Origin of the sequence: Metabacillus sp. cB07 (assembly GCF_016839225.1) — a bacterium.
GTDB lineage: Bacteria > Bacillota > Bacilli > Bacillales > Bacillaceae > Bacillus_P > Bacillus_P indicus.
Map to the genome: position 1 here is coordinate 1,059,732 of NZ_CP069296.1, position 23,131 is coordinate 1,082,862.

The window sequence follows — 23,131 nt, forward strand, 5'->3', positions numbered from 1 at the left end:
GGAAAATAATAAAGTGGATTATGCCGAGTGGAAAATGCGAACCGGAGCTAGCAGCACAAGGCTCAAAAGTGTTCCAAACCGGAGTTTCCAGCAGAAACTGAGTAGATCACAGTCCCAAAAGTGTTCTAAACCAGAGTTAGCAACACAAACAGAGTAGAGCACAGGCCCAAAAGTGTTCTAAGCCAGAGTAAGCAGCACAAACTGAGTAGAGCCCAGTCCCAAAAATGTTTTAAACCAAAGTTAGCAGCAGAAACTGAGTAAAGCACAGGCCCAAAAGTGTTCTAACCCGGAGTAAGCAGCACAAAGTGAGTAGACCACAGGCTCGAAAGTGTTCTAATCCGGAGTTAGCAGATCACAAAGGACACCCGGTACCAGTAAATCCGCGCAAAAATAAAAAAGCAGCACACAGCTGCTTTTTTATCTGATCACTTTATTTCCTTCATCATCGTCACGTGAGGAATTCCCGCATCCAGGAAGGTTTCCTTGGAGACTGTGCGGTAGCCGAGTCTTTCGTAAAACGCTTCTGCATGTGTCTGGGCGTTGAGTTTTAATGTCTGCATGTCCTTTGCAGCGGCAATTTCTTCGAGTTTTTCCATAATCAGTTTGCCGGCGCCTTTTGAACGGTATTCAGGGAGCACGCAAATACGCTCCATTTTGCCGACGCCGTTTAATATTCTGAAGCGGCCTGCTCCGACGGGCTGATCACCGTCGTAAAGGACCACGTGGGAAGCTTCGCGTTCAAACTGGTCAATTTCTTCTTCTTCAGGCACTTGCTGTTCTTCTACAAATACTTTCGTCCGGACATCATAAGCATCCTGAAGCTCTTCATCCGATTTTACAATGCGTACGTTCACTTAGAGGCCTTCCTTTCCAAGGAGAAATGTTTCAAAAACCGTCCATGATCCATTTTCCAGCTGATAGAGAAGGTGGAAACGGTCCACGGTTTCTTCGTGCTGAAAATCAGTCATCTTCAGACTGCCAAGCACGTCCGAATGTTCATCATCCGAAAGCTTCTGTCCGATTGTGATGTGAGGGACAAATGCATATTCCGGCTCAACATCAGAAAAATACTCATCATGAAGCGCATCATACAGGCTTAAAATCTGCTCTGTCGGTTCTACTTTTAAATAAATGACATTGTTTACTGGAGAAAAGGAACTGAACTTTCGGATTGACAGAGTTACGGGCTGATGGTTCTGCGCAATCTGGCGCAGTTCTCTTGAAATATCGCGGATTCGCTCGTCTGTTGCTTCAAATGGCTGCTTCAGCGTCAAATGCGGCGGAATCAGTGCGTAGTTCGGATCGTAGCGCTTTCTGTACGAATTGGCTGCATCCTGCAGTTTTTTTGATGGAAAAATGGCTATGCCGTATTTCATTTTAGTTCCCTCCCATGTTACGAATATGTAAGTAAAGTATATCAAAATCAGCGGCCAAAGCCTATTAAAGCAGTTAAAACATGGACTGCAGTATCTTTTTAATGGCCGGCTGCCAGTAAGTCCATTTATGATCGCCTTCAAATTCTTCATACTGAACCGGAATGCCTCTGTCTGTCATCGCCTGATGCAGAGCCCTGTTCGGCTCAAGGAAATCCTGTTCAGCGCCGTCTGTAGTCTTCACCTCTGTCTCGTTCACACCAATCTGGTGATACACCGACAGCAGTTCAGGCGAGGAGCATTCCTTCACCATTTTGAGTACCGAATCATCCGAGTATGGTGACTGCATGATGACTTTTCCGAATGTGTGCGGATAGGTCAAAGCCGTCATAAAAGATACTGTGCCTGCCAGAGAATCACCGATCAGCGCACGTCCCGCACCCATTTGATAAGTCGGGAATTCCCGGTCTAAAAATGGCACGAGTTCATGCGCCAGAAAGCGGATGTAGGCCGACTGGCGACTGCCGTCAGGATGATATTTTTCCCTGCGGTCATGTACATCACGGTAGGGAATGCCGACTATGATGACATTTTCCATTTTACTGTCTGAAAGCAATTCCTCAGCCTGCCTTGAAATGCGCCCCAGCCTGAAATAATCCTGACCGTCCTGAGCGATCAGGAGGCTGTATTTATATAGAGGGGAATAATTTTTAGGCAAGTAAATGAGCAAGGTCATTTCTTCTTTTAACTCCTGCGAATAAAGCAGCGTCTCCTGTACAATACCTGATTTGACTGTCATGTGTGATACCCCCAAAAGATGACGGACTAACATCCGAAAATAATGATTAAAACGCTTCCATCATTTTAACATGAACAGCGGGAAAATACCTGCATCTTGAGTCATTAGCTTTCGGTTCGTCTCCTGATTTCACGGATGAATGACTCCGCTTCATCAGCATTAAGCAAAACGATTGTGACTTCTTTCTTAAATCCATACAGCAAATCCGCTGAAACAGGTTCTTTTAAACTGATTTTAACAGCGGGTTTCTCTTTCACCAGATCTTGAAGGCTTAAATCAAGAATCTGCCGCTCCTGTTCCTTCGGCCGTTTTTCAGGAAGATCGTTCAGTCCTGCATCACGTATGTGCGCAAGCGGGATGCTGATTTTTTTTGAGATCCCAGCCTGCAGATGCAATGTGTCATCTGACAGGTGATAAGGGCAAAGCCTTATTGCCTGCATGTCTGCGAGGAGAAAAAGCACTCCATATAGATTTAGAATAAGCAATACCCACGAAAGGACGGGGCTAAACGAGTGGAGAAAAAAATGTATCGCAGCCGTTTCCAGCACGATGGCATGAATCAGCATAATCGAAGTAGCAACCGCACTTGTTTTATGGTGGGCGGAAAAGAACGTTCCGCTTCGAACGGGTGCTTTTTTCTTCCATGAAAGAAGCGCGTAATAGAACAGGGAAGCTTCTGTTAAAAGGACGTCCGTCAATTTGTTCCTGGAAATATGATTGCAGACAGCAGATTCCGCTTTCAGGTGAAAATAGGGAAGACCGGATGCTGACAGATAATCTCTTCTGATGAGAGGAATCTTTCTCAATACAAGGACAAGAAGAAACAGCTCTGCTGCGATGAAGATTGATTCAAAAGCCAGAACGGCTGCCGGGAGAAGGGGATGCGCGGCAAGCTGTTCTTCAGGCAGCATAAAATGGGCAAATAAAAAACCGGCTAAAACAACAGGTCCTATATAGGTGAGGGAATACCGTTTTCTTAAAATGAAAAAGTAAGTTAAAAGGGGAATGACAACTAGAAAATCAAGAAGGGATCCAATCAGCGCACCATCAGGAACAGGCTGCATGATTGGAAGACGGTATAGAGCAGCATTTGAAGCCAGAATCAGGACCACAAAAAACAGATACAATCCCCATTTAGGCTTAGTAAGAGTTTGGTTCATATCCTTCGCCGCCTTTCTGTATAGGATAAATATACCATATAATAGTGTAATAAATTGGAAGGATATGTGAATGAATAATGACAGATTTCAACGTGTCATAATTACGGAGAGCAGCTCATATTTCTTAAAAGAAGACAAGCTCCGGGAGTGCTGAAGGTGAAAAAACCGTTCCAGTTTATTGCAAGTATTTATGCAGCCGTTTCGATTTCTTTTTGGGGCATTTCTTTTGTGTCTACAAAAGCTGTTCTCAGCCAGCTTGACCCGTTCACGCTCCTTGTTGTCCGCTTTGGAATTGCTGCGGTCTTTTTGCTTTTTCTGCTTCTGCTTCTAAGACATCCGCTCAAGATGAGCCTCTCGCAAATGCCCGCCGTTTTCATTCTTGCCGTACTCGGGATTTTCGTCCATCAGATCATACAGGGCTCAGCCCTGCAATCGATCGGGGCTTCCGAAGCAGGCTGGATCATTTCTTTTTCGCCGATTTTTACAGCTGTTCTTGCTGCCTTCTTTTTAAAAGAACGGTTTACGCTGTTTAAAGCGGCCGGCATGACGATTGCCATTCTCGGGGTGCTGCTGATTACGTCTTACAGGCAGGGCGGATCCATCGTGTTTCACGTGAACTTCGGTTATATCCTGATGATTTTAAGCACGTTAAACTGGGCGGTTTATTCGATTTTGATTAAAAAACTGGCGATACCGTATTCGGCTTTGACGGTCACCTTTTACACAAGCTTTTTCGGCTTTCTAATGACGCTCCCATTTTTCATCAGGGGAGAAGGCTGGAGGCAGCTGTCCGTTCTGACAGGCGAAAACTGGACACATCTTATGTTTCTCGGGATTTTTGTATCAGCCGTAGCCTATTGGTTCTGGGGGAAGGCGCTGGAAGTCATGGAGGCAACGAAAGTATCCTCCTTCCTTTACTTTGAGCCGCTTGCAACCGTCATTGCCGCTGTGCTCCTGCTGAATGAGCCTGTCCTGCTGGCGAGCGGCGCCGGGGGCATGCTGATCATTGCAGGTGTGATGCTTGTGAATTTTAAGAGAAAAGGTTAAAGGAGTTTGTCAATTTTTGAAGAATGTATGTTAACAGGGAAAGCCTTTTTTCACCAAATTATGCAAAATAAATTGACAATCTTGTAAACTCTTACTATTATAAAAATTAATTCTGACTAATCTTATATGGATTGAGCTGATTGGAAAACCAAAGGCTCCCGCCCCATGTCTATTTGGGCTGGGAGCCTTTTTGAAAAGAAAGCGGATCCATTTTTTTATTCAGGCAGCTGAAAATACAGCAGTGCATTCGAGCACAGGCAAATGACTTAGGAGGATATATATGGAGATATTCTGGTTTTTACCGACAGCAGGAGACAGCAGATATTTAGGTACAGATAAAGGCAAGAGGGAGGTCACCATCGAATATTTGCAGCAGGTGGCAAAAGCGGTGGATACGCTTGGGTTCACCGGAGCACTCCTCCCGACAGGAAAAGCATGCGAGGATTCATGGGTCATCGCATCAAGCCTTATTCCTGTGACAGAACGGATGAAATTTCTGATAGCACTGAGACCGGGCTTTACGCCCCCGACGATTGCAGCCCGCATGGCTTCTACTCTTGACCGTATTTCAGGGGGAAGACTTCTTTTGAATATCGTACAGGGAGGGGACCCTGTTGAGCTGGCAGGAGACGGCCTTCATTTGAGCCATGACAAGCGCTATGAGCAGACAAATGAATTTTTGACGGTATGGAGAAGGCTTTTTGAAGAAGAATCGGTTGATTTTAAGGGAGAGTATTTTGACATTGCAGGCGGCGGCATCCATCATCCGCCTGTGCAAAAGCCTTATCCTCCGCTGTATCTTGGGGGCACATCACCTGCAGCACATGAAGTGGCGGCAGAACACGTTGATTATTATTTGACATGGGGAGAGCCGGTTGAAATCGTGAAAGAGCGAATTGACAAAGTCAGGGAGCTCGCCGCCAAAAAAGGACGCGAAGTGAAGTTTGGCATCAGGCTTCATGTCATTGTCAGAGAAACGGCGGAAGAGGCATGGAAGGCTGCAGACGAACTCATTCAATATGTTGATGAGAGCGTAGTGGAAGCGCAGAGACAAAAATTTGCGCGCTTTGATTCAGTCGCGCAGCGCCGGATGACGGATTTGTCGCTGGACAACAAAAACGCGCTTGAAATCGCACCGGGACTGTGGGCAGGAATTGGTCTTGCAAGGGAAGGTGCGGGGACTGCGCTTGTCGGGGATCCGGACAGCGTGGCCGAAAATATGAAAAAGTACGCCGAAGCAGGCGTAGACACATTCATTATGTCGGGGTATCCGCATCTGGAAGAAGCATACCGCACAGCGGAACTGCTGTTTCCAAAGCTGCCCCTGAAACATAAAACCATCAAACAGGAGGTATAAGATGAACAAAAAGCTCAGCAGCTTCTTAGCGGCAATATTCGTAATGGTCCTTGCTTTAGCCGGGTGCTCCTCGAATGAAACCGGAGGGAGCGGAAAAGACGGAGTGACAGAAATCAGCTTTATCCACTGGCGCGGGGAGGATGCTGAAGTTTTTAAAGAACTGATCAGCAAATTCGAAAAAGAGAATCCAAAAATCAAAGTAAACATGACAGTCTATCCATCTGAAGAATATCAGTCTACTGCACAGACGCTGCTCAGAGACGGTTCAACGGGAGATGTGTTTACATCATTCCCGGGATCTCAATTTGAAATTATTAAAAAAGCAGGCTTTTTCGCTGACCTTTCCAATGAGGAATTTGTTCAGAATTACAACGAAAACCTGATAGAAGCAGGAAAGGCAGACGGCAAACAGCTTGCCGTTCCGCTGCAGCTTGTCTATAACCAGCCTGTCTATAATGCAGGTATTTTTGAAGAACTCGGACTGGAGCCCCCTAAAGACTGGGAAGGATTTTTGGCTCTTTGCGAAACTCTTAAAGAAAACGGCTATACACCTATCGCCTTCCCTGGAGCTGATATTGGCCCGGGACAGCTGATGAACAGCATGATGATGAACAATGCGCCGGACGAAGAGATTTTTGCGAAGCTTATGGCCGGCGATGCAAAATTGACGGATGAGTGGTGGGTCAAGACGCTTTCTCAATTTAAAGAGCTTACTGACAAAGGCTACATTGCTAAAGAAGCCCTCGGCACAAAGCATGACGGAGCCATTGCGCTGATGGCCCAGGAAAAAGCAGGAATGCTTGCAAGCGGATCTTACGCTATGGCCGGCATTAAGCAGCAAAATCCGGACATTAAGCTGCAGCTTCTTGCGCCAATCACAGTTGCTGAAAATGAAGCAAAATACGAGGGTGTTCACACAACCACGTTCATGCTTGCAGTCAACAGCAAATCAGAAAAGCAGGATGCAGCAAAAAAATTCGTGAGCTTCCTTTCTGAATCAGAAAATGCAGGCGAATACGCAAATAAAACCGGCCAGCATGTAACGCTTAAAGATGTCACGTATGAGTCTGAAGAACTGAAAGATACAGCTGTCTGGATGGAAAAGAACACACGGTTCCAGCCGCGCTTTCTGATTCCGAATGCAGATGTTGAAAAAGCGGTGATCGCGTCCATTCAGGCTGTCATCGGCGGAACGGATCCTGAAAAAGCAGCTGCAGAAGCCCAAAAAATTGTTGAGCAGAACTTAAGCAAGTAAACCGGAGAAGAGGGGGAAAGCCCCTCTTCTTCTCATCATGAAAGGAGGCCTTTTCATTGCTGAAACATAACAAATCACTGCTGTTCTTTCTGGCACCCGGCATTCTTGTGTACAGCATCTTTTTTATCTACCCGACACTGAGCGCCTTCTTTTACTCATTTACAAACTGGGACGGCATATCCCCGGATTTTGATTTCGTCGGAGTGACCAATTATATCAATCTCGCGACAAATGATTCTATTTTTGCAAAAGCACTTGGAAACAACGTGAAATTCATGCTGTTTGTCGTTGTTTTTCAAACGCTGTTTTCCCTTGTCTTTGCCCTTTTCCTGATTAAAAACACAAGAACCAATGTTTTTTTCAGGGCACTGTTCTTTTTTCCTACGATTCTATCCTCTGTTTCAGTCGCCTTTATCTGGTCGTTTATTTACGATCCAAACCTTGGGCTCCTTAAAACCATTCTTACAGGGCTGCAGCTTGATTTCCTGGCACAGAACTGGCTGGGTGATGAGAAAATCGCCATTTTTTCAATTGCTGTCGTGCAAGTATGGTTTCATACAGGACAGATGATTATTATCTTTGTTGCCGGTCTTCAGAGCATTCCTGCCGATCTTTACGAGGTGGCCAAAATTGAAGGGGCAAGCAGATGGCAGACGTTCAAAAAAGTCACATGGCCGCTTGTTGCTCCCGCAGCAACCATCGTTGTCGCGTACACAACGATACAATCATTTAAAGCGTTCGATCTGATCTTTGCCATGACGCGCGGAGGTCCGAACTATTCAACGGAGATTATCGCAACCCTGATTTACACAACGGCATTCAGGAGCTTTAAATTTGGCTATGCATCAGCAGAATCCGTTATTTTTATGGCCGTCATTGCCTTGATTACGTTTGTGCAGTTTAAGGCACTGCGCGCAAACAGGGTCGACTACTGAGGAAAGGGTGACGAACGTTGAAAGGAACAAAGTACGGACTTATATTGATCTATGCAGCCATAATCATCATTCCAATCTTCGCCATCTTTTTAACAACGTTTAAAACGATTGCTGAAATGTATGAAAATGTGCTCGGACTGCCTGAACGGTTTTCGGTTTCAAACTACATATCTATTTTTAAGGACCAGTCGATGGGCCTGTATTTTCAGAACAGCTCGGTTGTCACGCTTGTATCCGTCTTTCTGACGCTGTTTTTTGCAAGTCTGATCGCTTATGCCATCACGCGGATCGGCGGTGTTTTCAGCGCTGCTGTGTTCGGTTTTTTCACACTTGGCATGATGATTCCTGCGCAGGTGAACATGATTCCGCTCTATCAGCTGATTTTTCAGCTGAAGCTGACGAACAGTCTTGTGGGACTGATGATCGTCAACATTGCGGCTACCTTGCCTGTTGCTGTTTTCATTCTCACCGGATTCATGAAAACTCTGCCGAAATCGTTGTTTGAAGCAGGATCCATTGACGGCGCCGGGAACTGGCTGATGTACTGCAAAATTGCCCTGCCGCTCTCGCTTCCATCGCTGTCTGCAACAGCCATTTTTCTGTTTGTGATGCACTGGAACGACCTGCTGTACCCTTTGCTTTTCATCACGAAAGATGAATATAAGACCTTGCCGCTTGCTCTGCTTGAATTTCAGGGGGAGTACATGACGAACTATCCGATGCTGTTCACCGGCGTGATGATTGCCTCTGCGCCGCTTATTATTGCCTACATCTTCCTTCAGAAATATTTTATTGCGGGAATGACAGCAGGCTCGGTGAAGGGCTGAGTTTTTTGCCCCAAACCCTTGCATTTATGAAAAAAGTGAGGTAAGGTAATAAAAACATTTAAAAAATTCATACTATTTATTCTTATCCAGAGAGGTGGAGGGTTCTGGCCCTGCGAAACCTCAGCAACCGGAAAAGATCAGGCAGATGCCTGTTCGAACCAAGGTGCTAATTCCAGCAAGCTTGAATGCTTGGGAGATAAGAGGAAGCCAGTTTTGCCGAACCAGCGTCTTCTTCTTATATGAGGAAGGCGCTTTTTATTTTTCCAAAGCATATAAAAAAGCCCGGTCCAGGGCGTGTAAAAGAAGAAATGACAAACAGGATGGTGTTTAATCATGTCGGAACGCATTGAAACAACTTTGGCGCAAATCGGGAATCGCAGTGAAAACATAACGGGAACGGTAAACCCGCCCGTCTACTTTTCAACAGCCTACAGACATAATGGAATCGGGGAATCAACAGGGTTTGATTACATCAGGACAGGAAATCCGACGAGAACGATTTTAGAAAAAGCAATCGCAGATCTTGAGCACGGCGATCAGGGATATGCATTCAGTTCGGGAATGGCAGCCATTCAGACGCTGATGGCCCTGTTTAAAAGCGGGGATGAACTGATTGTCTCTTCCGATTTGTACGGCGGAACATACCGTTTGTTTGAACGGGAATGGCGCAAATACGGCCTTGTTTTCCATTATGCGGATTTTAAAGACGGGGACTGTACAAAGCAGCTGATAAATGACCGCACAAAGGCGATTTTTCTGGAGACTCCGACAAATCCTTTGATGCAGGAAACAGAGGTCAGCGATATAGCCGAAATGGCACGGGAACACAAGCTGCTGCTGATTGTTGATAATACGTTCTACACGCCGATTCTGCAGACGCCGATTTTAGACGGAGCCGATATTGTCATTCACAGTGCTACCAAATATTTGGGCGGACATAACGATGTACTTGCAGGTCTTGTCGTCGCAAAAGGCAAAGAGCTTTGCGAAGAGCTTGCCCAGCACCATAATGCAATCGGCGGCGTGCTCTCCCCATTTGATTCATGGCTTTTGATCCGCGGGATGAAGACACTTGCTTTAAGGATGAATCAGCATGAAAAAAATGCAGGACAGGTTGCAACATTTTTGGAGAACCAATCCGAAGTAACGGATGTTTTATACCCGGGAAAAGGCGGAATGCTTTCGTTCAGACTGCAAAAAGAAGAGTGGGTCAATCCATTTTTAAAAGCACTGAAGACGATAACCTTTGCTGAGAGCCTCGGAGGCGTTGAGAGCTTTATCACATATCCGGCCACACAGACACATATGGATATTCCAGAAGAGATCAGAGCTGCAAACGGCGTATGCAACCGCCTCCTGCGCTTTTCAGTCGGCATTGAACACGCGGGTGATCTGGAGCAGGACCTGCTGCAGGCATTTGAATGTATGAAGGAGGCAGATAAAGTTGAGCAGCGGTAAGTGGACATTTGAGACGAAACTGCTTCACAACAGTCATAAGGCGCAGAAAGATACAGGGGCGGTCAGCGTTCCCATTCATCATTCATCAACGTTTCACCAGTTTGATTTTGACGATTACGGCAAATTCGACTACGGCCGTTCAGGCAATCCGACGCGGGAAACACTTGAACAGGCCATTACTGAACTTGAAGGCGGAACTAGAGGTTTTGCTTTTGCATCCGGGATGGCAGCAATCTCCACCTGTTTTCTGCTTCTTTCAAAAGGAGACCATGTCCTGATTACAGAGGATGTTTACGGGGGAACATACCGGATCATTACAGACGTTCTCAGCAGATTCGGCATCGAGTACAGCTTTGTTGACATGACCGATCTGCATGAAGTGGCTTCTCATATCAGGCCGAATACGAAAGTCATTTACGTTGAAACGCCGTCCAATCCTCTTTTGAAAATTACCGACATCCGGGGGATTACAAAGCTTGCAAAAGCAAACGGATGCCTGACGTTTTTAGATAATACGTTCCTTACACCAGCTTTGCAGCGGCCGATTGAACTCGGCGTGGACATCGTCCTTCACAGCGCCACCAAATTCCTTGCCGGACACAGCGACGTCCTTGCAGGCCTTGCCGTTGTAAAGGGAGAGGAGCTTGCAGCGAGAGTACAGAAACTGCAGAACGCATTCGGAGCCGTCCTCGGCGTCCAGGACTGCTGGCTCGTTCTCCGTGGCATGAAAACATTGAACGTAAGGCTGCAGCAGTCCAGTGAGTCTGCTCGAAAACTCGCAGACTATTTATCCCGCCATAAAGCCGTCCGGAACGTGTACTACCCTGGACTCACGTTTCATCCCGGGCACTCGATCCAGCGGTATCAGGCAGATGGTCCTGGAGCTGTCCTGTCTTTCACACTGGCAGACGAGGATGCCGTCCGCACGCTCGTTAAAAATGTGGAGCTGCCGGTATTTGCGGTAAGCCTTGGAGCGGTCGAATCCATTCTGTCCTATCCGGCCAGAATGTCCCACGCCGCCATGCCAAAAGAAGAACGGGAGCGCCGCGGAATTACAGACGGACTATTGCGCATAAGCGTCGGGCTGGAAAATGCGGATGACCTGATCAAAGATTTTGAGCAGGCGCTTGCAAAACTGCCGGCGAGTGCAGTGGAGAATAAATTAAGAGCTTAAATCTAGCGGAATTAAAAAATACAAGACTCTTAACTTGATGTTAGGAGTCTTTATCAAGTAATGGAGGAAATGCAGATGTACAGCTATGTTTCACACTTGGAGTGCCCAAAGTGCGGTGCCGAGTATTCAGTTAAGGACGTGCAGCAGCTTTGCACATGCGGATCTCCGCTTTTGGTGCGCTACCATTTAGATCAAGTGAAGAGCACGTTAACAAAAGAAGAAATCGGCAGCAGGGAAAACAGTTTGTGGAGATACCACGAGCTGCTGCCTGTTGAGGATCCAAAGCATGTGGTTTCAATGGGCGAGGGCATGACCCCTCTTTTGAAAATGGACAGGCTTGGGGCAGAATATGGCCTAACACAGCTGCTTATGAAGGATGAAGGGCTGATACCGACCGGCTCTTTTAAGGCCAGGGGAGCGGCTGTCGGAATTTCAAAAGCAAAGGAGCTTGGCGTAAGGACCTTTGCGATGCCGACAAACGGAAATGCAGGTGCAGCCTGGTCGCTTTATGCTGCCAGAGCGGGGATGGAGCCATATGTCATCATGCCACTTGATGCTCCGCTCATCACCCGGAAAGAAACCGCCATTTCAGGGGCGAATCTCCATTTAATTGACGGACTGATCAGCGATGCGGGAAAAGTTGTGGCGGAGCTTGTGAAAGATCAAGGATTCTATGATGCTTCTACTCTGAAGGAACCTTACCGCATTGAAGGGAAAAAGACGATGGGATATGAAATCGCCGAACAGCTCGGCTGGGAGGTGCCTGATGTCATTCTTTATCCGACAGGAGGAGGAGTGGGCATTATCGGAATCTACAAAGCGCTCCGGGAGCTGCAGGAGCTCGGCTGGATAAGCAAGGAGAGGATGCCTCGCCTTGTTGCCGTTCAGGCTGAGGGATGTGCGCCGATTGTAAAAGCTTTTGAAGAAGGAAAAGCTGAATCGGAGTTCTGGGAAAATTCGCAGACGGACGCGTTCGGCATTAACGTTCCGAAGGCAATCGGTGATTTCCTTGTACTGGAGGGAATTTATGAAACAGAAGGGAATGCCATAGCTGTATCAGAAGAGGAAATTAGGGCAGAACAAGCCCTGACGGCAAAGCTTGAAGGGTGTTTTATTTGTCCTGAAGGTGCCGCAACATTTGCTGCTGCCCGGAGATTGAAGGAAAGCGGATGGATCAGGGAAGACGAGAAAGTGGTCTGCCTGAACACCGGCCAGGGCATCAAATATCCGGAGACGGTACGCGCAGAGGCGCCGGTTCTGAAAAAAGGCGAAAAGCTCTCACTCTAAACTTCTACTCCATCAGCGGGATTCATATACTGTAGCAATGTACAGGCAGTCTTGTGCATAATCGGCTGTGGAGGTGCAAGATGATTGTTGAAGTAAGTGCTGCAGGAGCTGCGCTCGCCTTTATGTTACTCGTCGCCTATTTAATTCAGACTCTCCGCAAGGGCATGACGACTCTTGATGAGACGAATGAAACGCTTGCGGAAGTAAGGAAAGCGGTCCATGATCTGTCGGGGGAAGCAGAAGAACTTATCCAATCTGCCAATCAGATCACGGTTGATGTGAAAGGCAAGATGAAGACAGTGGAACCGCTGTTTGAATCCGCACAGGACATGGGAGAAGTTCTGAACAGTGTGACCCATACCGTAAAACAGGCGGCATCGGGCTATGGATACGGACTCCCTCCAGTGAAAAACGATGATCCCCCAAACCGTGAGATGAAAATCAGGCTTAAATGAACGTTTCCTCAACAGAATTGAAATGACACATGAAACAGCAGGCACATTCTTTGGAGAATAGTGCCTGCTGTTTTTGTTTTACATGGTATTATTGTAAAAAACAGATAATTTGATAAAAGATGGAAGCCTATATTATTACGAAAAAAGATAAGGAGTGAAGGCATGAAATTGCTGCTTACATCTGGAGGCGTAACGAACCGGAGCATACACAATGCCCTTGTTGACATGCTGGACAAGCCGATCGCAGATTCCACTGCCCTCTGCATTCCTACAGCTATGTACGGACACCCCTGGGTCGGGCCCGGCGTCAAAGTCTGGGAGTTTATCACCGGGAAACCCGGAAATCCCATGGTCGATTTGGGCTGGAAATCTGTAGGCGTGCTGGAGCTCACCGCGCTGCCGAGCATTGATAAAGACCGCTGGGTGCCGCTCGTTCAGGAGACAGACGTCCTGCTGGTGTCTGGAGGCGACGCCCTCTACCTGTGCCACTGGATGCGGCAATCCGGTTTCGCAGACCTCTTGCCGTCGCTTAACGCCGTTTATGTGGGAATGAGTGCCGGGAGCATGGTGATGGCCCCTGAGATCGGAGACTATTTCGTCGGCTGGACTCCGCCCTCTGGAAGAGATGAAACGCTGAGCATGGTTGATTTTTCACTATTTCCTCATCTGGACCACGAGATGCTTCCGGGCAACACCATGGCTGCTGCAGAAAAATGGGCCGGCGGAATCAAGGGACCAGCGTATGCAATAGACGATCAGACCGCCATTAAGGTGATTGACGGAGAAGCAGAAGTTATTTCTGAAGGGAATTGGAAGCAGTTATAGTAGACCATTTGAAAGAATAGGCGAATCAAAAGACACTGCATTAGCCGTTAAACTTTTGTTGAGTGATGATGCAGCATGGGTAAGGTATCTGTATGAAATGGCCCTTTTATGTAATGGGTTGGATTGAAAGACTCGGAACAGTACAAAAAAGAACTCCATTTTAAAATGGAGTTTCCTTTGATAAAATAATATACACTAGCAGTCCCGCATAGTTTTACTTCCAATCCCGTTTCCTTTTTAACTTCCCTCAGAGCTGAATGTCCTCGCCATACTCAACTCGTCCACTCGGAAAGGTCCCTACCAGTGTACTTGAAGTTTATTGCCATCTGGGTCGTAAAAGTGGAAAAAGGCATGACCATTATCTTCTTTTATTTCCTCAACCTTAACTTGATTAAAAATTAAATGCTGATGAAATTTCGATAATTCTCGACTTGTAAAGCCAATGCTAAATTCTTGTTGATTATCAATTGTAAAATGTGCAAATGTTTCATCTTCGGTAGGAACCAAGATAAGTAAGAAAGGTCCTTCATTTACTTTTAAAACTGCAAGTTCTTCAGTAATGTTTAGTAGGTGGAGCCCCAATACATCTCTATACCATTTTGCAGACAGTTCTAAATCTTTAACTGGAATCCTAATATAATGGACTTGTTCAATAAATGATTGACTCAAAGTTTTCTCTCCTTTATTTAATCAGGTGTATGAATTAGTTTCCTGACTAAATACCTATTTAACTGTTGAACTAAAATCTTTTAATTTAATAACTATTATTTCCATATTAACATAATCATGCTAAATTCTGCTTTAATCGGTTGAATGAAAAAACACACCATTTTGGTAGTAAATGGTGTGAGAATTACTTTGCAATTTTCAGTTTTGCACCTTAATATCGGCCCGTTACTCATCATGAAGCCTTTTGTATTGAAAATCCTAATCTAAGCTTCTCTTATAATATACAGCGCAGTAGGAAGCGTTTTGGCATTTCACATACTTACAGCGCTATTAATAGGACAAAAACCAGCTCTCTCAGGTCTTCTGACAAGTTCTCCTGAACAATTAGGACAAACGTTTGACATTTCAATTGTGCAGTCTTCGCAAAAAGTGCATTCATGCACACAGATGTATGCCTTTCCTTTTAAATCTCCATCACATTTTTCGCATATTGTCTTCATTTCTAATCCCATTATTAAAACCTCCAATATTTGAATACTCCTTATTTTAGTTTATCAATGCCGGTTTAAACATACTGTTCTTATGGAATTTAGCCGGTTATACTTAAGAAAATAATGTATTTTATTAGATTGAGATAAAAAAATAAAGGTGGCATCATATGGACCCGATTAATCGTCAAATCCTTACGATTTTGCAGGAAGATGGAAGAGTTTCAATGACTGTACTTGGAAAGAAAGTTTCGTTATCCGTGCCTGCGGTCACAGAAAGGGTCAGGAAGATGGAGGATCAGGGGATTATTAAAGGTTATAAGGCTGAAATTGACAATGTGAAGATTGATAAACCGGTTCAAGCATTCATTTTAATGAAAACGCACCGATGCAGCGCATTTAGAGAATTTTGCAAACAAAATCCTTTGGTTATTGAATGTCACCGGTTAACTGGAGAGTACAGTTATCTTGTTAAAATCGTGACTGGGTCGAATGAGTTATTAGAAGGGTTCATTGATTCGTCCATGGAGTACGGCGAACCGCTCACGATGATGAACCTGTCATCTCCTGTTCCTGATAAAGTTATATAGCCGGATTGAAGGAAGAAGCGGTTCAAGCCTGGTCAAGCTATGAACCGCTGAAGTTATAGTGAATCATGCTGTGGAGTGAATAACGGGACAGGTTATTCACTCCTAAAGCAGATTCACTGCTAACCATCAGTTCTATACATCCTCAGCACATCCTCAGCCCGCTTAACCATTTCTTTTACCAGCTCTTTGGGTTCTTGTACATAAACATCTTCTCCAAGCAGGATGAACTGCTTCGCCATGAACGGAACTTCCTCAAGCGGTGCTAAAGTGTCAATAAATCCGGTGCCGTCCTCATTAATCGTAAGATGATCTGACAGAAAAGGCAGCGTTTTGGACTCTCTTACCCCGTTTTTTGAGAGCAGGACTTTAAGCGGCGCCTGTGTACGCGTTTCTTCTTTCTCCATCCATTGTTTTAACGTTACAGAACTGTTCTGCGCAGGAGCCAATTTTTCAAAAGAAAGAATTCTGTCTGCCCGGAACAGCCGGTCCCCGCCGGATTTCCTGTCATATGCAGGACAGTACCAAAGCCCCCCGGATGAGTATAAACCGTATGGCACGATAGCCCGTTTGGATTGTCCGTTTCTGCTTTCATAGGCAATTCGGATTTCAATCTGTTGCACGGCAGCGTCCAGAAGTTCGTTTAAAAAAGGCACATCCGCTTTGGACGGCGGAGCCCAAAAAGCGACCCGTTCTTTTAACTGATCAATTTTCTCTTTTACAGCAGCAGGAAAAGAAGCATACAGCTTATCAGATGCAGCCTTGATTTCGGACTGAAAAGGCAGGGCGTGCAGGAGCAGGAGGTGCTGATAGGAGAAATAAAGGGCAATTCCCTCGTCCTCTGTAAAAAAAGACGGAGGCAGGATATTGTTTTTGAGAACCGTGTATCCTCCGCCCGGCCCCGGTTCACTATATAAAGGAACCCCCCATGCCTCCAGTTCAGCAAGGTCGCGCTGAACCGTCCTGACACTGATATCGAATTCCGCAGAGAGTTCACCGGCCGTCACTTTTCTCTGCCTGTTGATGTAAAAAAGAATGTTTAGTAATCGCTGTGTTTTTGACATAAAAATTCCCCGCTATTCACGACAGATTCTGTCGCCATTATCTGCTAGGATGATACAGAAGTCAATTTTAGAAAGTGAGATGGACATATGAGAAAAGTGGTTTTATATATAGGAGTCAGTCTTGACGGGTACATTGCACGCAGGGATGGAAGCATTGACTGGCTGGAAGAAGCACAGGGAGAGGGAGACAACGGGTACAGTGAGTTTCTAAAAACAATCGATACGGTCATCATGGGTAAAAAAACATATGATCACGTTCTTCAACTCACAAATCACAAGTATCCATATGAAGGGATGAAAAGCTTCATCTATACAAGAAGCGAATCCAGGACAGAAGGTGACCTGATTTTTACGAAGGAAGAACCGGAAGCACTCATTGACCAATTGAAAAAAGAGGACGGCGCTGACATCTGGATGGTCGGCGGCGCAGAAATTCTCGATGATTTTATGAAAAAAGATCTGATTGATGAATATATCATCACGACCGTTCCAGTCATTCTAGGAGACGGCATTACCTTGTTCAGACCGGGTAATCCCGAAACCAAACTTGCATATAAAAGAACTGTCCGCTTTGGGGACTATGTTCAGTCTCATTACGGCCGGCAATAGAAAGCGAGGCATCTTCAAATTGGAAGATGCCTATGTTGCTTTAAATTATTGTTGTGTTCTTTTCAGATTTTCTAACTTGCCAATCAAGATATCAATTTTTTCGTTTGTAAGTGCAGGGTACTCATCTATACTATCTTTCACATACTTTAATTCATCAGGCAGCTGTTCTTTCTCCCTTGAAAAAAGAGAAGCTGACATTCCTGTTATGACTCCAATAAGGCCAATTCCCACAAACATGAGAAACGCTGCAATAAGTCTGCCGACGGCTGTTTCCGGATAAAGATCTCCATACCCTACAGTCGTGGTAGTGACAACAGACCACCATAGGGCATCCTCAAACGTTTTAAAGCTTGGTTCAACCTCATGCATAGCTGCTGCGCTTAGAAATAATAAAGCAACTACCGTCACAAATATTCTGTCCACTTTGTATTTCTGCGTCAAGATTTCAAGAAGGGAATTCTTTCTTTTAATTAAAACGATCAGCCTGATGACTTTAATAATTTGGACAAGCCTTAATGTCCTGAATAATTGATCAAGCGGAATAATTGCCAACAACTCTAATGGATGCTTTTTCACGTACTGCCACTTGTTTTTGCTGACAACAAAGCGGACTATATAATCTACTAAAAACAATCCCCAAACAAACAAGGATAAAATCCTGTCTTCTTGATCAGGCAAGTTTCCAAATAACGAATAAATGATTAAAGCTGCCAAAAAGATTTCATATGAAAAATACAAGATTGTTCTATTTATTTGTGTACACCTCCAAAACAACTATCAAACAAACAAAATCTCATCCGTCATCCGGTACTCGCTCGGGGTAATGCCTACGTATTTTTTAAAAGTCGAGCTGAAATAGTTCGGTGTGTTGAAGCCAAGTTCATCTGCGATCTGCTCGATTGTTTTGTCTGAATGGCGAAGCATCCAGACGGCACGCTGCAGGCGGACGAAGGTGACATATTCGACAAAGCTCCTGCCCGTTTCTTTTTTGAAAAGTCTGCAGAAGTAGGGAACACTGATGTTTATTTGATTGGCGACTTGTCTGGTTGTTAAATCATGCTGGCAGTTTTCTGCGATATATTTGGTGCATGAGGTGATCAGCGGGTTCTTCGTTATCTCTTCATAGTAGCGGAGCGACAGCCTGTTATAGTGAGGCGTGCGCCTTGCTTTTCGTGCTTCCCTGTAAGAGTGGGAGAGCATAAGGGGTTCTCTGCAGATTGATCCGACGCCTGTGAAAAGATGAATGCCGTGTTTTTCCTTCAATGCTTCTGCTGCCCGGAGGAAAGTCTCTTCGCCTTCCTGAAAGTGCTGAAAGGATGTATAGCCGTGCGGAACCTGGATCAGCATGAGCAGATGTTTTTTATAGGCCAGAAAAGAAGGAAGCACACCTATGGCTGAAAAAGCATCTTTAAACGCAGCCTGAATCAGCATGGGCGCATTTACTGCTGTTTCCCGGGGCTGGTTGTGAATGAATCCCTGAATAAAACAGACCGTGTTTGGGACGCTGTGATCAGGAAAATAGGGGCGTGCGGCAAACAGTTCCTCCTCAGATTTGACTTCGGCTCTGAGAAGTCTTCTGAGAAAAGCTTCCTGAAAGGGAAGAAGCTCGCTGTTTCCTTGCTTGTATGTTTTAGTCATATCACCGTAGTTCGTTATGATTGCGCTTTCATTTGCAGCTGAAGTCAGTACTTTTTTTATGCTTTTAATGAAGGTGTGTTTTTTGACAGGCTTAACGAGCATTGTCTGAAGCTTCATCTCAAGTGCAAGCGGCGATGTTTTCAGCATGGAAGGCTCAATAAGCGGGAAGATAATGCAGTTCTGATGGTGTTTTTTGAGCCGGTGAATTTTAACCCAGTCGAACAGTTTAGTAACTTCGACTACCGTTATCGTAAGCGGATCTCGTCTATGACCGGAAACAGATAGTTCTTCTTTAAGTTCTTCATGGATCCATGCGGCCATTTTCTCTTTTTCGGCAGGTTCCTTAACTTCGAATGTTACGGTATACACGCTTTTATTCCCCGTTTCTATCAGTATGACTCTAGCACTAGTATACATGAAAGAAGGAATATATTAAATATTTATACATTTCTGATAATTTATTGTAAGGTAACGCGCGTTTTGGTCATGTACAATACAATCAAGCAGCAGATTACCAGATAAAAGGGGGAAAGGATCGTGGCAGCAGATTATAAAGATTATGAGTATGTAGAGGCAGGGACAGTGGATGTCCAGGAGCTCACGCCGCTTGATGAGGAGACGCGCCATTTGATGAAAAGCGAGTTCAGCATCGGGTCAAAGCTCACACTGTTTTATTTTGCATTCATTTTGATTATCCCGGTCTTAAACTGGTTCGCACCGGATTTTATGTTCTCTTCTTTTTACGGAGGCATGACGTACGCCTGGTTTTTCACCGGAATCTTTGCGATGGGCATGGCCTTTTTAATTGCATTTATTCATACTTCCCTTTACGAGAAGAGACTGAAGAAGACTCAGACGCCGTCAAGCTCTGTTCAATCTTCTGACGGAAGGAGTGTCAACTGATGGCAGCGTTACTTGAACCGAAAATGCTTTTGACGATTTTCCTGATGGGTACAATCGTGTATATTACGTATCTTACAAAAAGAAACGCAACGGCATCTGAATTTTTCGTAGGAGGCAGAAGCTTCGGGTGGTTTACCAACGGTTCGGCCATTGGAGGGGACTACCTTAGTGCTGCAACGTTTCTCGGAATTGCGGGGCTGACGTTTCAGCTTGGCTATGACGGAGCGTACTATGCGTTCTGTTTCTCGATTGGGCTTACTCTTCTTGCTATTTTCGTAGCGGGTCCGCTCCGCAGATTCGGAGCTTATACAGTAGCCGATTTCCTCGGCTACCGCTTTCACAGCAAGCGTGCAAGACTTGCGGCAGTAGCAGTCGTTCTTGCCATTTCAGGTTTCTACGCAGCACCCCAGCTGCTCGGCGCCGCACAGATCTTGAGCATGTTCTTTGGAACTAGCTATGAGTTTGGCATTATCTTTACGTGCAGTGTCATGATCTTCTACGTTGGTGTCGGAGGGATGAAGGGAACTACCCTGAACCAGGCGCTGGAGCTCTGGATCCGTCTTGGCGCTTTCATCCTTATGGTCGTCGCGGCCATATACGGCGGTCTATATTATGAGCGCATTCTTGCGTCCGTTACTGAATTCACAGGAAGCATCGCCGGAACAGCCGAATTTGCTCCTGATGGCAAAGACATCGTTCATGACGGCCAGACTTGGATTGGAACAGGAAACTATTTTCCTTCTTTCTGGCAGACCATTTCCATGACGATTGGTCTTGCGCTTGGTACCATCGGCCTTCCGCATATTCTCCTGCGCTTTTACACAAACCCGAGTGCAAAGGCTGCCCGGAAATCCGCTCTTATGGCGATTTTAATTGCAAGCGTTTTCTTTCTCTTTGCTGTTTATCTTGGTGCTGTCGGAAGATCAATCTTCCTGAGCGGTTCTGCTGATCCTCAAGTTATGAAGGATCTTGTTGCAGGCGGCAACAACATGGTTATTCCGTCCACAGCACAGGCTCTTGGAGGAGAGTGGCTGCTTGGTCTTGTCATTGCCGGTGCGTTTGCGGCCGTTTTCTCAAACCTGTCAGGACTTTTCATCGCAAGCTCGGGTGCATTGGCGCATGATTTGTATGCTACATTCCTGCGGAAAAACATCTCGCAGAAAGAGCGCGTTATTGCAGGAAAAGTTTCGATTATCGTTCTCGGTATTCTATACGGGGCCCTTGGTCTTCTTGTAAAAGAAGCCTCAATCGGCCACTTGGTTGCACTGGCCTTCACAGTAGCAGCAAGTACGTTTACTCCAATCTTCATCCTTGGCATCTGGTGGAGAGGCATGACTGAAAAAGGGGCGATCGCAGGTCTTGTGCTCGGACTTCTTTCTTCTATGTACATGATCTTCCTGCCGGCAACACTTCCTGAATTCCTGCAATTCAGGGTGCCTGGCCTGATTACCGTGCCAATCGGCTTCTTATCCGTCTATATTGTTTCAAAACTTGACCGGAAAGTGCCGGCAGACGTAAATGACTTTATGAGAAAAGTGCATTCAAAAGAATCAGAGATTGCCTGATGTAAAACGGGGGACCTTCTAAGTGGAGGTCCTCTTTTTGTGCGTTTTTAAACCATTCAAATAAACTATATATATTATAAGATTAGTAGGAATAATAACCTATTTTATAGTAAAAATGGGTATATTTAGATGGTTATCTTGGCACTTATTTCGTCTGGCGAAATAAAGTAAGATACACATTAAGAATCTATCTCTAACCATCAGGAGGCAATGCTATGAAAAAACCAATCCTATCTCTTACTCTGGCAGCAACGCTTGCAATTGGAGCTGTCAGTGTACAGGCTGCTGTAAAGCAGGAGCCTGCGGCAAAAGCGGCTCAGCACTTCCAGGACCCTTTTGAAAAGAAAATCCTAAAGGCAATCAGCGCAGAAAACATCTATGAAAATATTGATTACCTATCAAAAGTTCCGCGTGTGGCTGGAACGGAGTCAGAGGCTAAAGCTGTTCAGTTTATAAAAGAAGAATTTGAATCATACGGGTATAAAGCCGATGTTCAGCCGTTCACATTTTACGGCTATACACCTCCAAGCAGCATCTCCCTTTCAGTAGATGGATACGAGGGTGAATTGAAGCCTCAGGCATTTACTTATTCTGTGAGCGGAAATGTGTCGGGAGAGCTCGTTTTAGCTGGCCTTGGAAAAAAGGACGAGCTGTCTTCACTTGATTTGAGCGGGAAAATTGCCCTTATCAAGCGCGGTGAAATCAGTTTTGCAGAAAAAGTGCTCAATGCAGCGGAAAAAGGAGCTGCCGGGGTCATTATATATAACAATGCAGAGGGACCACTAAGCGGAACCCTTGGAGAACACAATGACAAATTCGTTCCTTCAGCTGCTTTATCAAAAGCTGAAGGTGAAGCGCTGCTTTCACAGATCGGGAAAACAGTTTCACTCTCCATTGTGGGAGCGGAAACGGGTGAAAAAACGTCTCACAATGTAATAGCTGTGAAAAAACCGACTGGCAAAAAATCTGCAGCGAACGATATTATCGTTCTCGGTGCACATCATGATTCTGTTGCGGATGCCCCGGGAGCAAATGATGATGCCTCAGGAACCGCAATGACTCTTGAGCTTGCTCGCGTTTTGAAGAATGTACCGGCAGATACAGAAATACGCTTTGTGACATTTGGTGCGGAAGAAGTCGGACTGCTTGGATCAGAACACTATGTAAGCACGTTATCTGACGATGAAATCAGCCGCACAGTTGCTAACTTTAACCTTGACATGGTTGGGAGCAGAGATGCCGGGGATCTGGTTATGCTGACGCTGGACGGCAAGCCGAACCTTGTCACAGACCTTGCTCAAAAATCGAGCGAAAAACTAAACGGCGAACCGACGCCATATGGACAGGGAGGACGCAGTGATCATGTTCCTTTTGCGGAAGCGGGAATTCCTGCTGCGCTGTTTATTCACAGTCCCTCCGAGCCATGGTATCACACACCTGAAGATTCTATAGACAAAATCAGCAAAGAAAAGCTTCAGGATACAGCGGAAATTGTCGGGACAGCCATTTATGACCTTGCTAGGATGGATCAGATCGGACCAAAACCGAAAAAAGCTCCAAAGGTTAAAGCACCGGATGAGCTCAAAACAGAAGAGAATATCAAGTAGACAGAAAAACAGCCTTCATGCAAGTGAAGGCTGTTTTTGTCCTGTCAGC

At 45.5% G+C, this 23,131-nt stretch carries 24 protein-coding genes and 1 riboswitch; of the genes, 15 read left to right on the plus strand and 9 right to left on the minus strand.

The genetic code is table 11. The features are described 5' to 3' along the window. Nucleotides 1-425 precede the first annotated feature (425 nt). From JOJ89_RS05315 to JOJ89_RS05330, 4 genes are all read right to left on the minus strand, one after another. Entirely contained in the window at nucleotides 426-854 is a 429-nt protein-coding gene (locus tag JOJ89_RS05315; protein ID WP_029282511.1) for a GNAT family N-acetyltransferase, read from the minus strand. Beyond that, the gene (locus tag JOJ89_RS05320) at nucleotides 855-1,376 is read right to left on the minus strand and encodes a YjcG family protein (protein ID WP_029282509.1); all 522 of its coding nucleotides are present in this window, start codon (nucleotides 1,374-1,376) and stop codon (nucleotides 855-857) included. Between the two features lie 73 nt (nucleotides 1,377-1,449). Beyond that, on the minus strand, nucleotides 1,450-2,172 hold the full coding sequence (locus JOJ89_RS05325; protein WP_029565167.1) for an alpha/beta hydrolase: 723 nt from the start codon (nucleotides 2,170-2,172) through the stop codon (nucleotides 1,450-1,452). Between the two features lie 104 nt (nucleotides 2,173-2,276). Further along, complete coding sequence (locus tag JOJ89_RS05330) at nucleotides 2,277-3,332, minus strand: hypothetical protein (RefSeq protein ID WP_029282506.1); 1,056 nt, start codon at nucleotides 3,330-3,332, stop codon at nucleotides 2,277-2,279. Between the two features lie 156 nt (nucleotides 3,333-3,488). Between JOJ89_RS05330 and JOJ89_RS05335 the strand changes: the two genes are divergently transcribed. From JOJ89_RS05335 to JOJ89_RS05380, 10 genes are all read left to right on the plus strand, one after another. Continuing rightward, a complete protein-coding gene (locus tag JOJ89_RS05335) occupies nucleotides 3,489-4,379 on the plus strand; it encodes a DMT family transporter (RefSeq protein WP_203289766.1) in 891 nt (296 codons plus the stop codon). A 280-nt stretch (nucleotides 4,380-4,659) separates the two neighbouring features. After that, entirely contained in the window at nucleotides 4,660-5,736 is a 1,077-nt protein-coding gene (ssuD, locus tag JOJ89_RS05340; protein WP_051826961.1) for an FMNH2-dependent alkanesulfonate monooxygenase, read from the plus strand. A gap of 1 nt (nucleotide 5,737) precedes the next feature. Further along, complete coding sequence (locus tag JOJ89_RS05345) at nucleotides 5,738-6,991, plus strand: ABC transporter substrate-binding protein (RefSeq protein ID WP_029282503.1); 1,254 nt, start codon at nucleotides 5,738-5,740, stop codon at nucleotides 6,989-6,991. Nucleotides 6,992-7,050: 59 nt separating this feature from the next. Next, nucleotides 7,051-7,926, plus strand: coding sequence for a carbohydrate ABC transporter permease (locus JOJ89_RS05350; protein ID WP_029282502.1), 876 nt, complete (start codon nucleotides 7,051-7,053; stop codon nucleotides 7,924-7,926). A gap of 17 nt (nucleotides 7,927-7,943) precedes the next feature. Continuing rightward, on the plus strand, nucleotides 7,944-8,753 hold the full coding sequence (locus JOJ89_RS05355; protein ID WP_203289767.1) for a carbohydrate ABC transporter permease: 810 nt from the start codon (nucleotides 7,944-7,946) through the stop codon (nucleotides 8,751-8,753). A gap of 79 nt (nucleotides 8,754-8,832) precedes the next feature. Beyond that, a riboswitch (SAM riboswitch) is annotated at nucleotides 8,833-8,956 on the plus strand. Between the two features lie 130 nt (nucleotides 8,957-9,086). Then, nucleotides 9,087-10,211, plus strand: a complete 1,125-nt coding sequence (locus JOJ89_RS05360; protein ID WP_029565173.1) for a methionine biosynthesis PLP-dependent protein — start codon at nucleotides 9,087-9,089, stop codon at nucleotides 10,209-10,211. After that, nucleotides 10,198-11,385 (plus strand): cystathionine beta-lyase, encoded by a 1,188-nt coding sequence (gene metC, locus JOJ89_RS05365; RefSeq protein WP_029282499.1) that lies wholly within the window; start codon nucleotides 10,198-10,200, stop codon nucleotides 11,383-11,385. The genes JOJ89_RS05360 and metC overlap by 14 nt, the downstream gene beginning before the upstream one ends. Before the next feature lie 69 nt (nucleotides 11,386-11,454). Next, nucleotides 11,455-12,672, plus strand: a complete 1,218-nt coding sequence (locus JOJ89_RS05370) for a threonine synthase (RefSeq protein ID WP_203290261.1) — start codon at nucleotides 11,455-11,457, stop codon at nucleotides 12,670-12,672. 80 nt (nucleotides 12,673-12,752) lie between these two features. Then, complete coding sequence (locus tag JOJ89_RS05375; protein WP_051826963.1) at nucleotides 12,753-13,127, plus strand: DUF948 domain-containing protein; 375 nt, start codon at nucleotides 12,753-12,755, stop codon at nucleotides 13,125-13,127. A gap of 162 nt (nucleotides 13,128-13,289) precedes the next feature. Next, nucleotides 13,290-13,952, plus strand: a complete 663-nt coding sequence (locus JOJ89_RS05380) for a Type 1 glutamine amidotransferase-like domain-containing protein (protein ID WP_029282496.1) — start codon at nucleotides 13,290-13,292, stop codon at nucleotides 13,950-13,952. A 297-nt stretch (nucleotides 13,953-14,249) separates the two neighbouring features. On the opposite strand, the gene JOJ89_RS05385 is transcribed toward JOJ89_RS05380, so the two are convergent. Continuing rightward, nucleotides 14,250-14,621 (minus strand): VOC family protein, encoded by a 372-nt coding sequence (locus JOJ89_RS05385; protein ID WP_029282495.1) that lies wholly within the window; start codon nucleotides 14,619-14,621, stop codon nucleotides 14,250-14,252. Between the two features lie 311 nt (nucleotides 14,622-14,932). Next, on the minus strand, nucleotides 14,933-15,133 hold the full coding sequence (locus JOJ89_RS05390; protein ID WP_029282494.1) for a DUF1272 domain-containing protein: 201 nt from the start codon (nucleotides 15,131-15,133) through the stop codon (nucleotides 14,933-14,935). A 146-nt stretch (nucleotides 15,134-15,279) separates the two neighbouring features. Here JOJ89_RS05390 and JOJ89_RS05395 point away from each other — a divergent pair, with 146 nt between their 5' ends. After that, complete coding sequence (locus tag JOJ89_RS05395) at nucleotides 15,280-15,699, plus strand: Lrp/AsnC family transcriptional regulator (RefSeq protein WP_203289768.1); 420 nt, start codon at nucleotides 15,280-15,282, stop codon at nucleotides 15,697-15,699. Between the two features lie 119 nt (nucleotides 15,700-15,818). On the opposite strand, the gene JOJ89_RS05400 is transcribed toward JOJ89_RS05395, so the two are convergent. Next, nucleotides 15,819-16,760, minus strand: a complete 942-nt coding sequence (locus JOJ89_RS05400) for a helix-turn-helix transcriptional regulator (RefSeq protein WP_203289769.1) — start codon at nucleotides 16,758-16,760, stop codon at nucleotides 15,819-15,821. Nucleotides 16,761-16,847: 87 nt separating this feature from the next. Here JOJ89_RS05400 and JOJ89_RS05405 point away from each other — a divergent pair, with 87 nt between their 5' ends. Then, the gene (locus JOJ89_RS05405) at nucleotides 16,848-17,369 is read left to right on the plus strand and encodes a dihydrofolate reductase family protein (protein WP_203289770.1); all 522 of its coding nucleotides are present in this window, start codon (nucleotides 16,848-16,850) and stop codon (nucleotides 17,367-17,369) included. 45 nt (nucleotides 17,370-17,414) lie between these two features. On the opposite strand, the gene JOJ89_RS05410 is transcribed toward JOJ89_RS05405, so the two are convergent. Both JOJ89_RS05410 and JOJ89_RS05415 read right to left on the minus strand, forming a co-directional pair. Next, nucleotides 17,415-18,083: a potassium channel family protein gene (locus JOJ89_RS05410; RefSeq protein WP_203289771.1), complete on the minus strand. Its 669-nt coding sequence runs from the start codon at nucleotides 18,081-18,083 to the stop codon at nucleotides 17,415-17,417. A gap of 63 nt (nucleotides 18,084-18,146) precedes the next feature. Continuing rightward, the gene (locus JOJ89_RS05415) at nucleotides 18,147-19,376 is read right to left on the minus strand and encodes a helix-turn-helix transcriptional regulator (protein ID WP_051826965.1); all 1,230 of its coding nucleotides are present in this window, start codon (nucleotides 19,374-19,376) and stop codon (nucleotides 18,147-18,149) included. Between the two features lie 168 nt (nucleotides 19,377-19,544). On the opposite strand from JOJ89_RS05415, the gene JOJ89_RS05420 reads away from it, so the two are divergent. The 3 genes from JOJ89_RS05420 to JOJ89_RS05430 all read left to right on the plus strand — a co-directional run bounded on the left by JOJ89_RS05420 (nucleotide 19,545) and on the right by JOJ89_RS05430 (nucleotide 23,082). Further along, nucleotides 19,545-19,910 (plus strand): DUF485 domain-containing protein, encoded by a 366-nt coding sequence (locus JOJ89_RS05420; RefSeq protein ID WP_203289772.1) that lies wholly within the window; start codon nucleotides 19,545-19,547, stop codon nucleotides 19,908-19,910. Further along, a complete protein-coding gene (locus tag JOJ89_RS05425; RefSeq protein WP_029565178.1) occupies nucleotides 19,907-21,475 on the plus strand; it encodes a sodium/solute symporter in 1,569 nt (522 codons plus the stop codon). The genes JOJ89_RS05420 and JOJ89_RS05425 overlap by 4 nt, the downstream gene beginning before the upstream one ends. 215 nt (nucleotides 21,476-21,690) lie before the next feature. Further along, nucleotides 21,691-23,082, plus strand: a complete 1,392-nt coding sequence (locus JOJ89_RS05430) for a M20/M25/M40 family metallo-hydrolase (RefSeq protein WP_203289773.1) — start codon at nucleotides 21,691-21,693, stop codon at nucleotides 23,080-23,082. Nucleotides 23,083-23,131 lie beyond the last annotated feature (49 nt).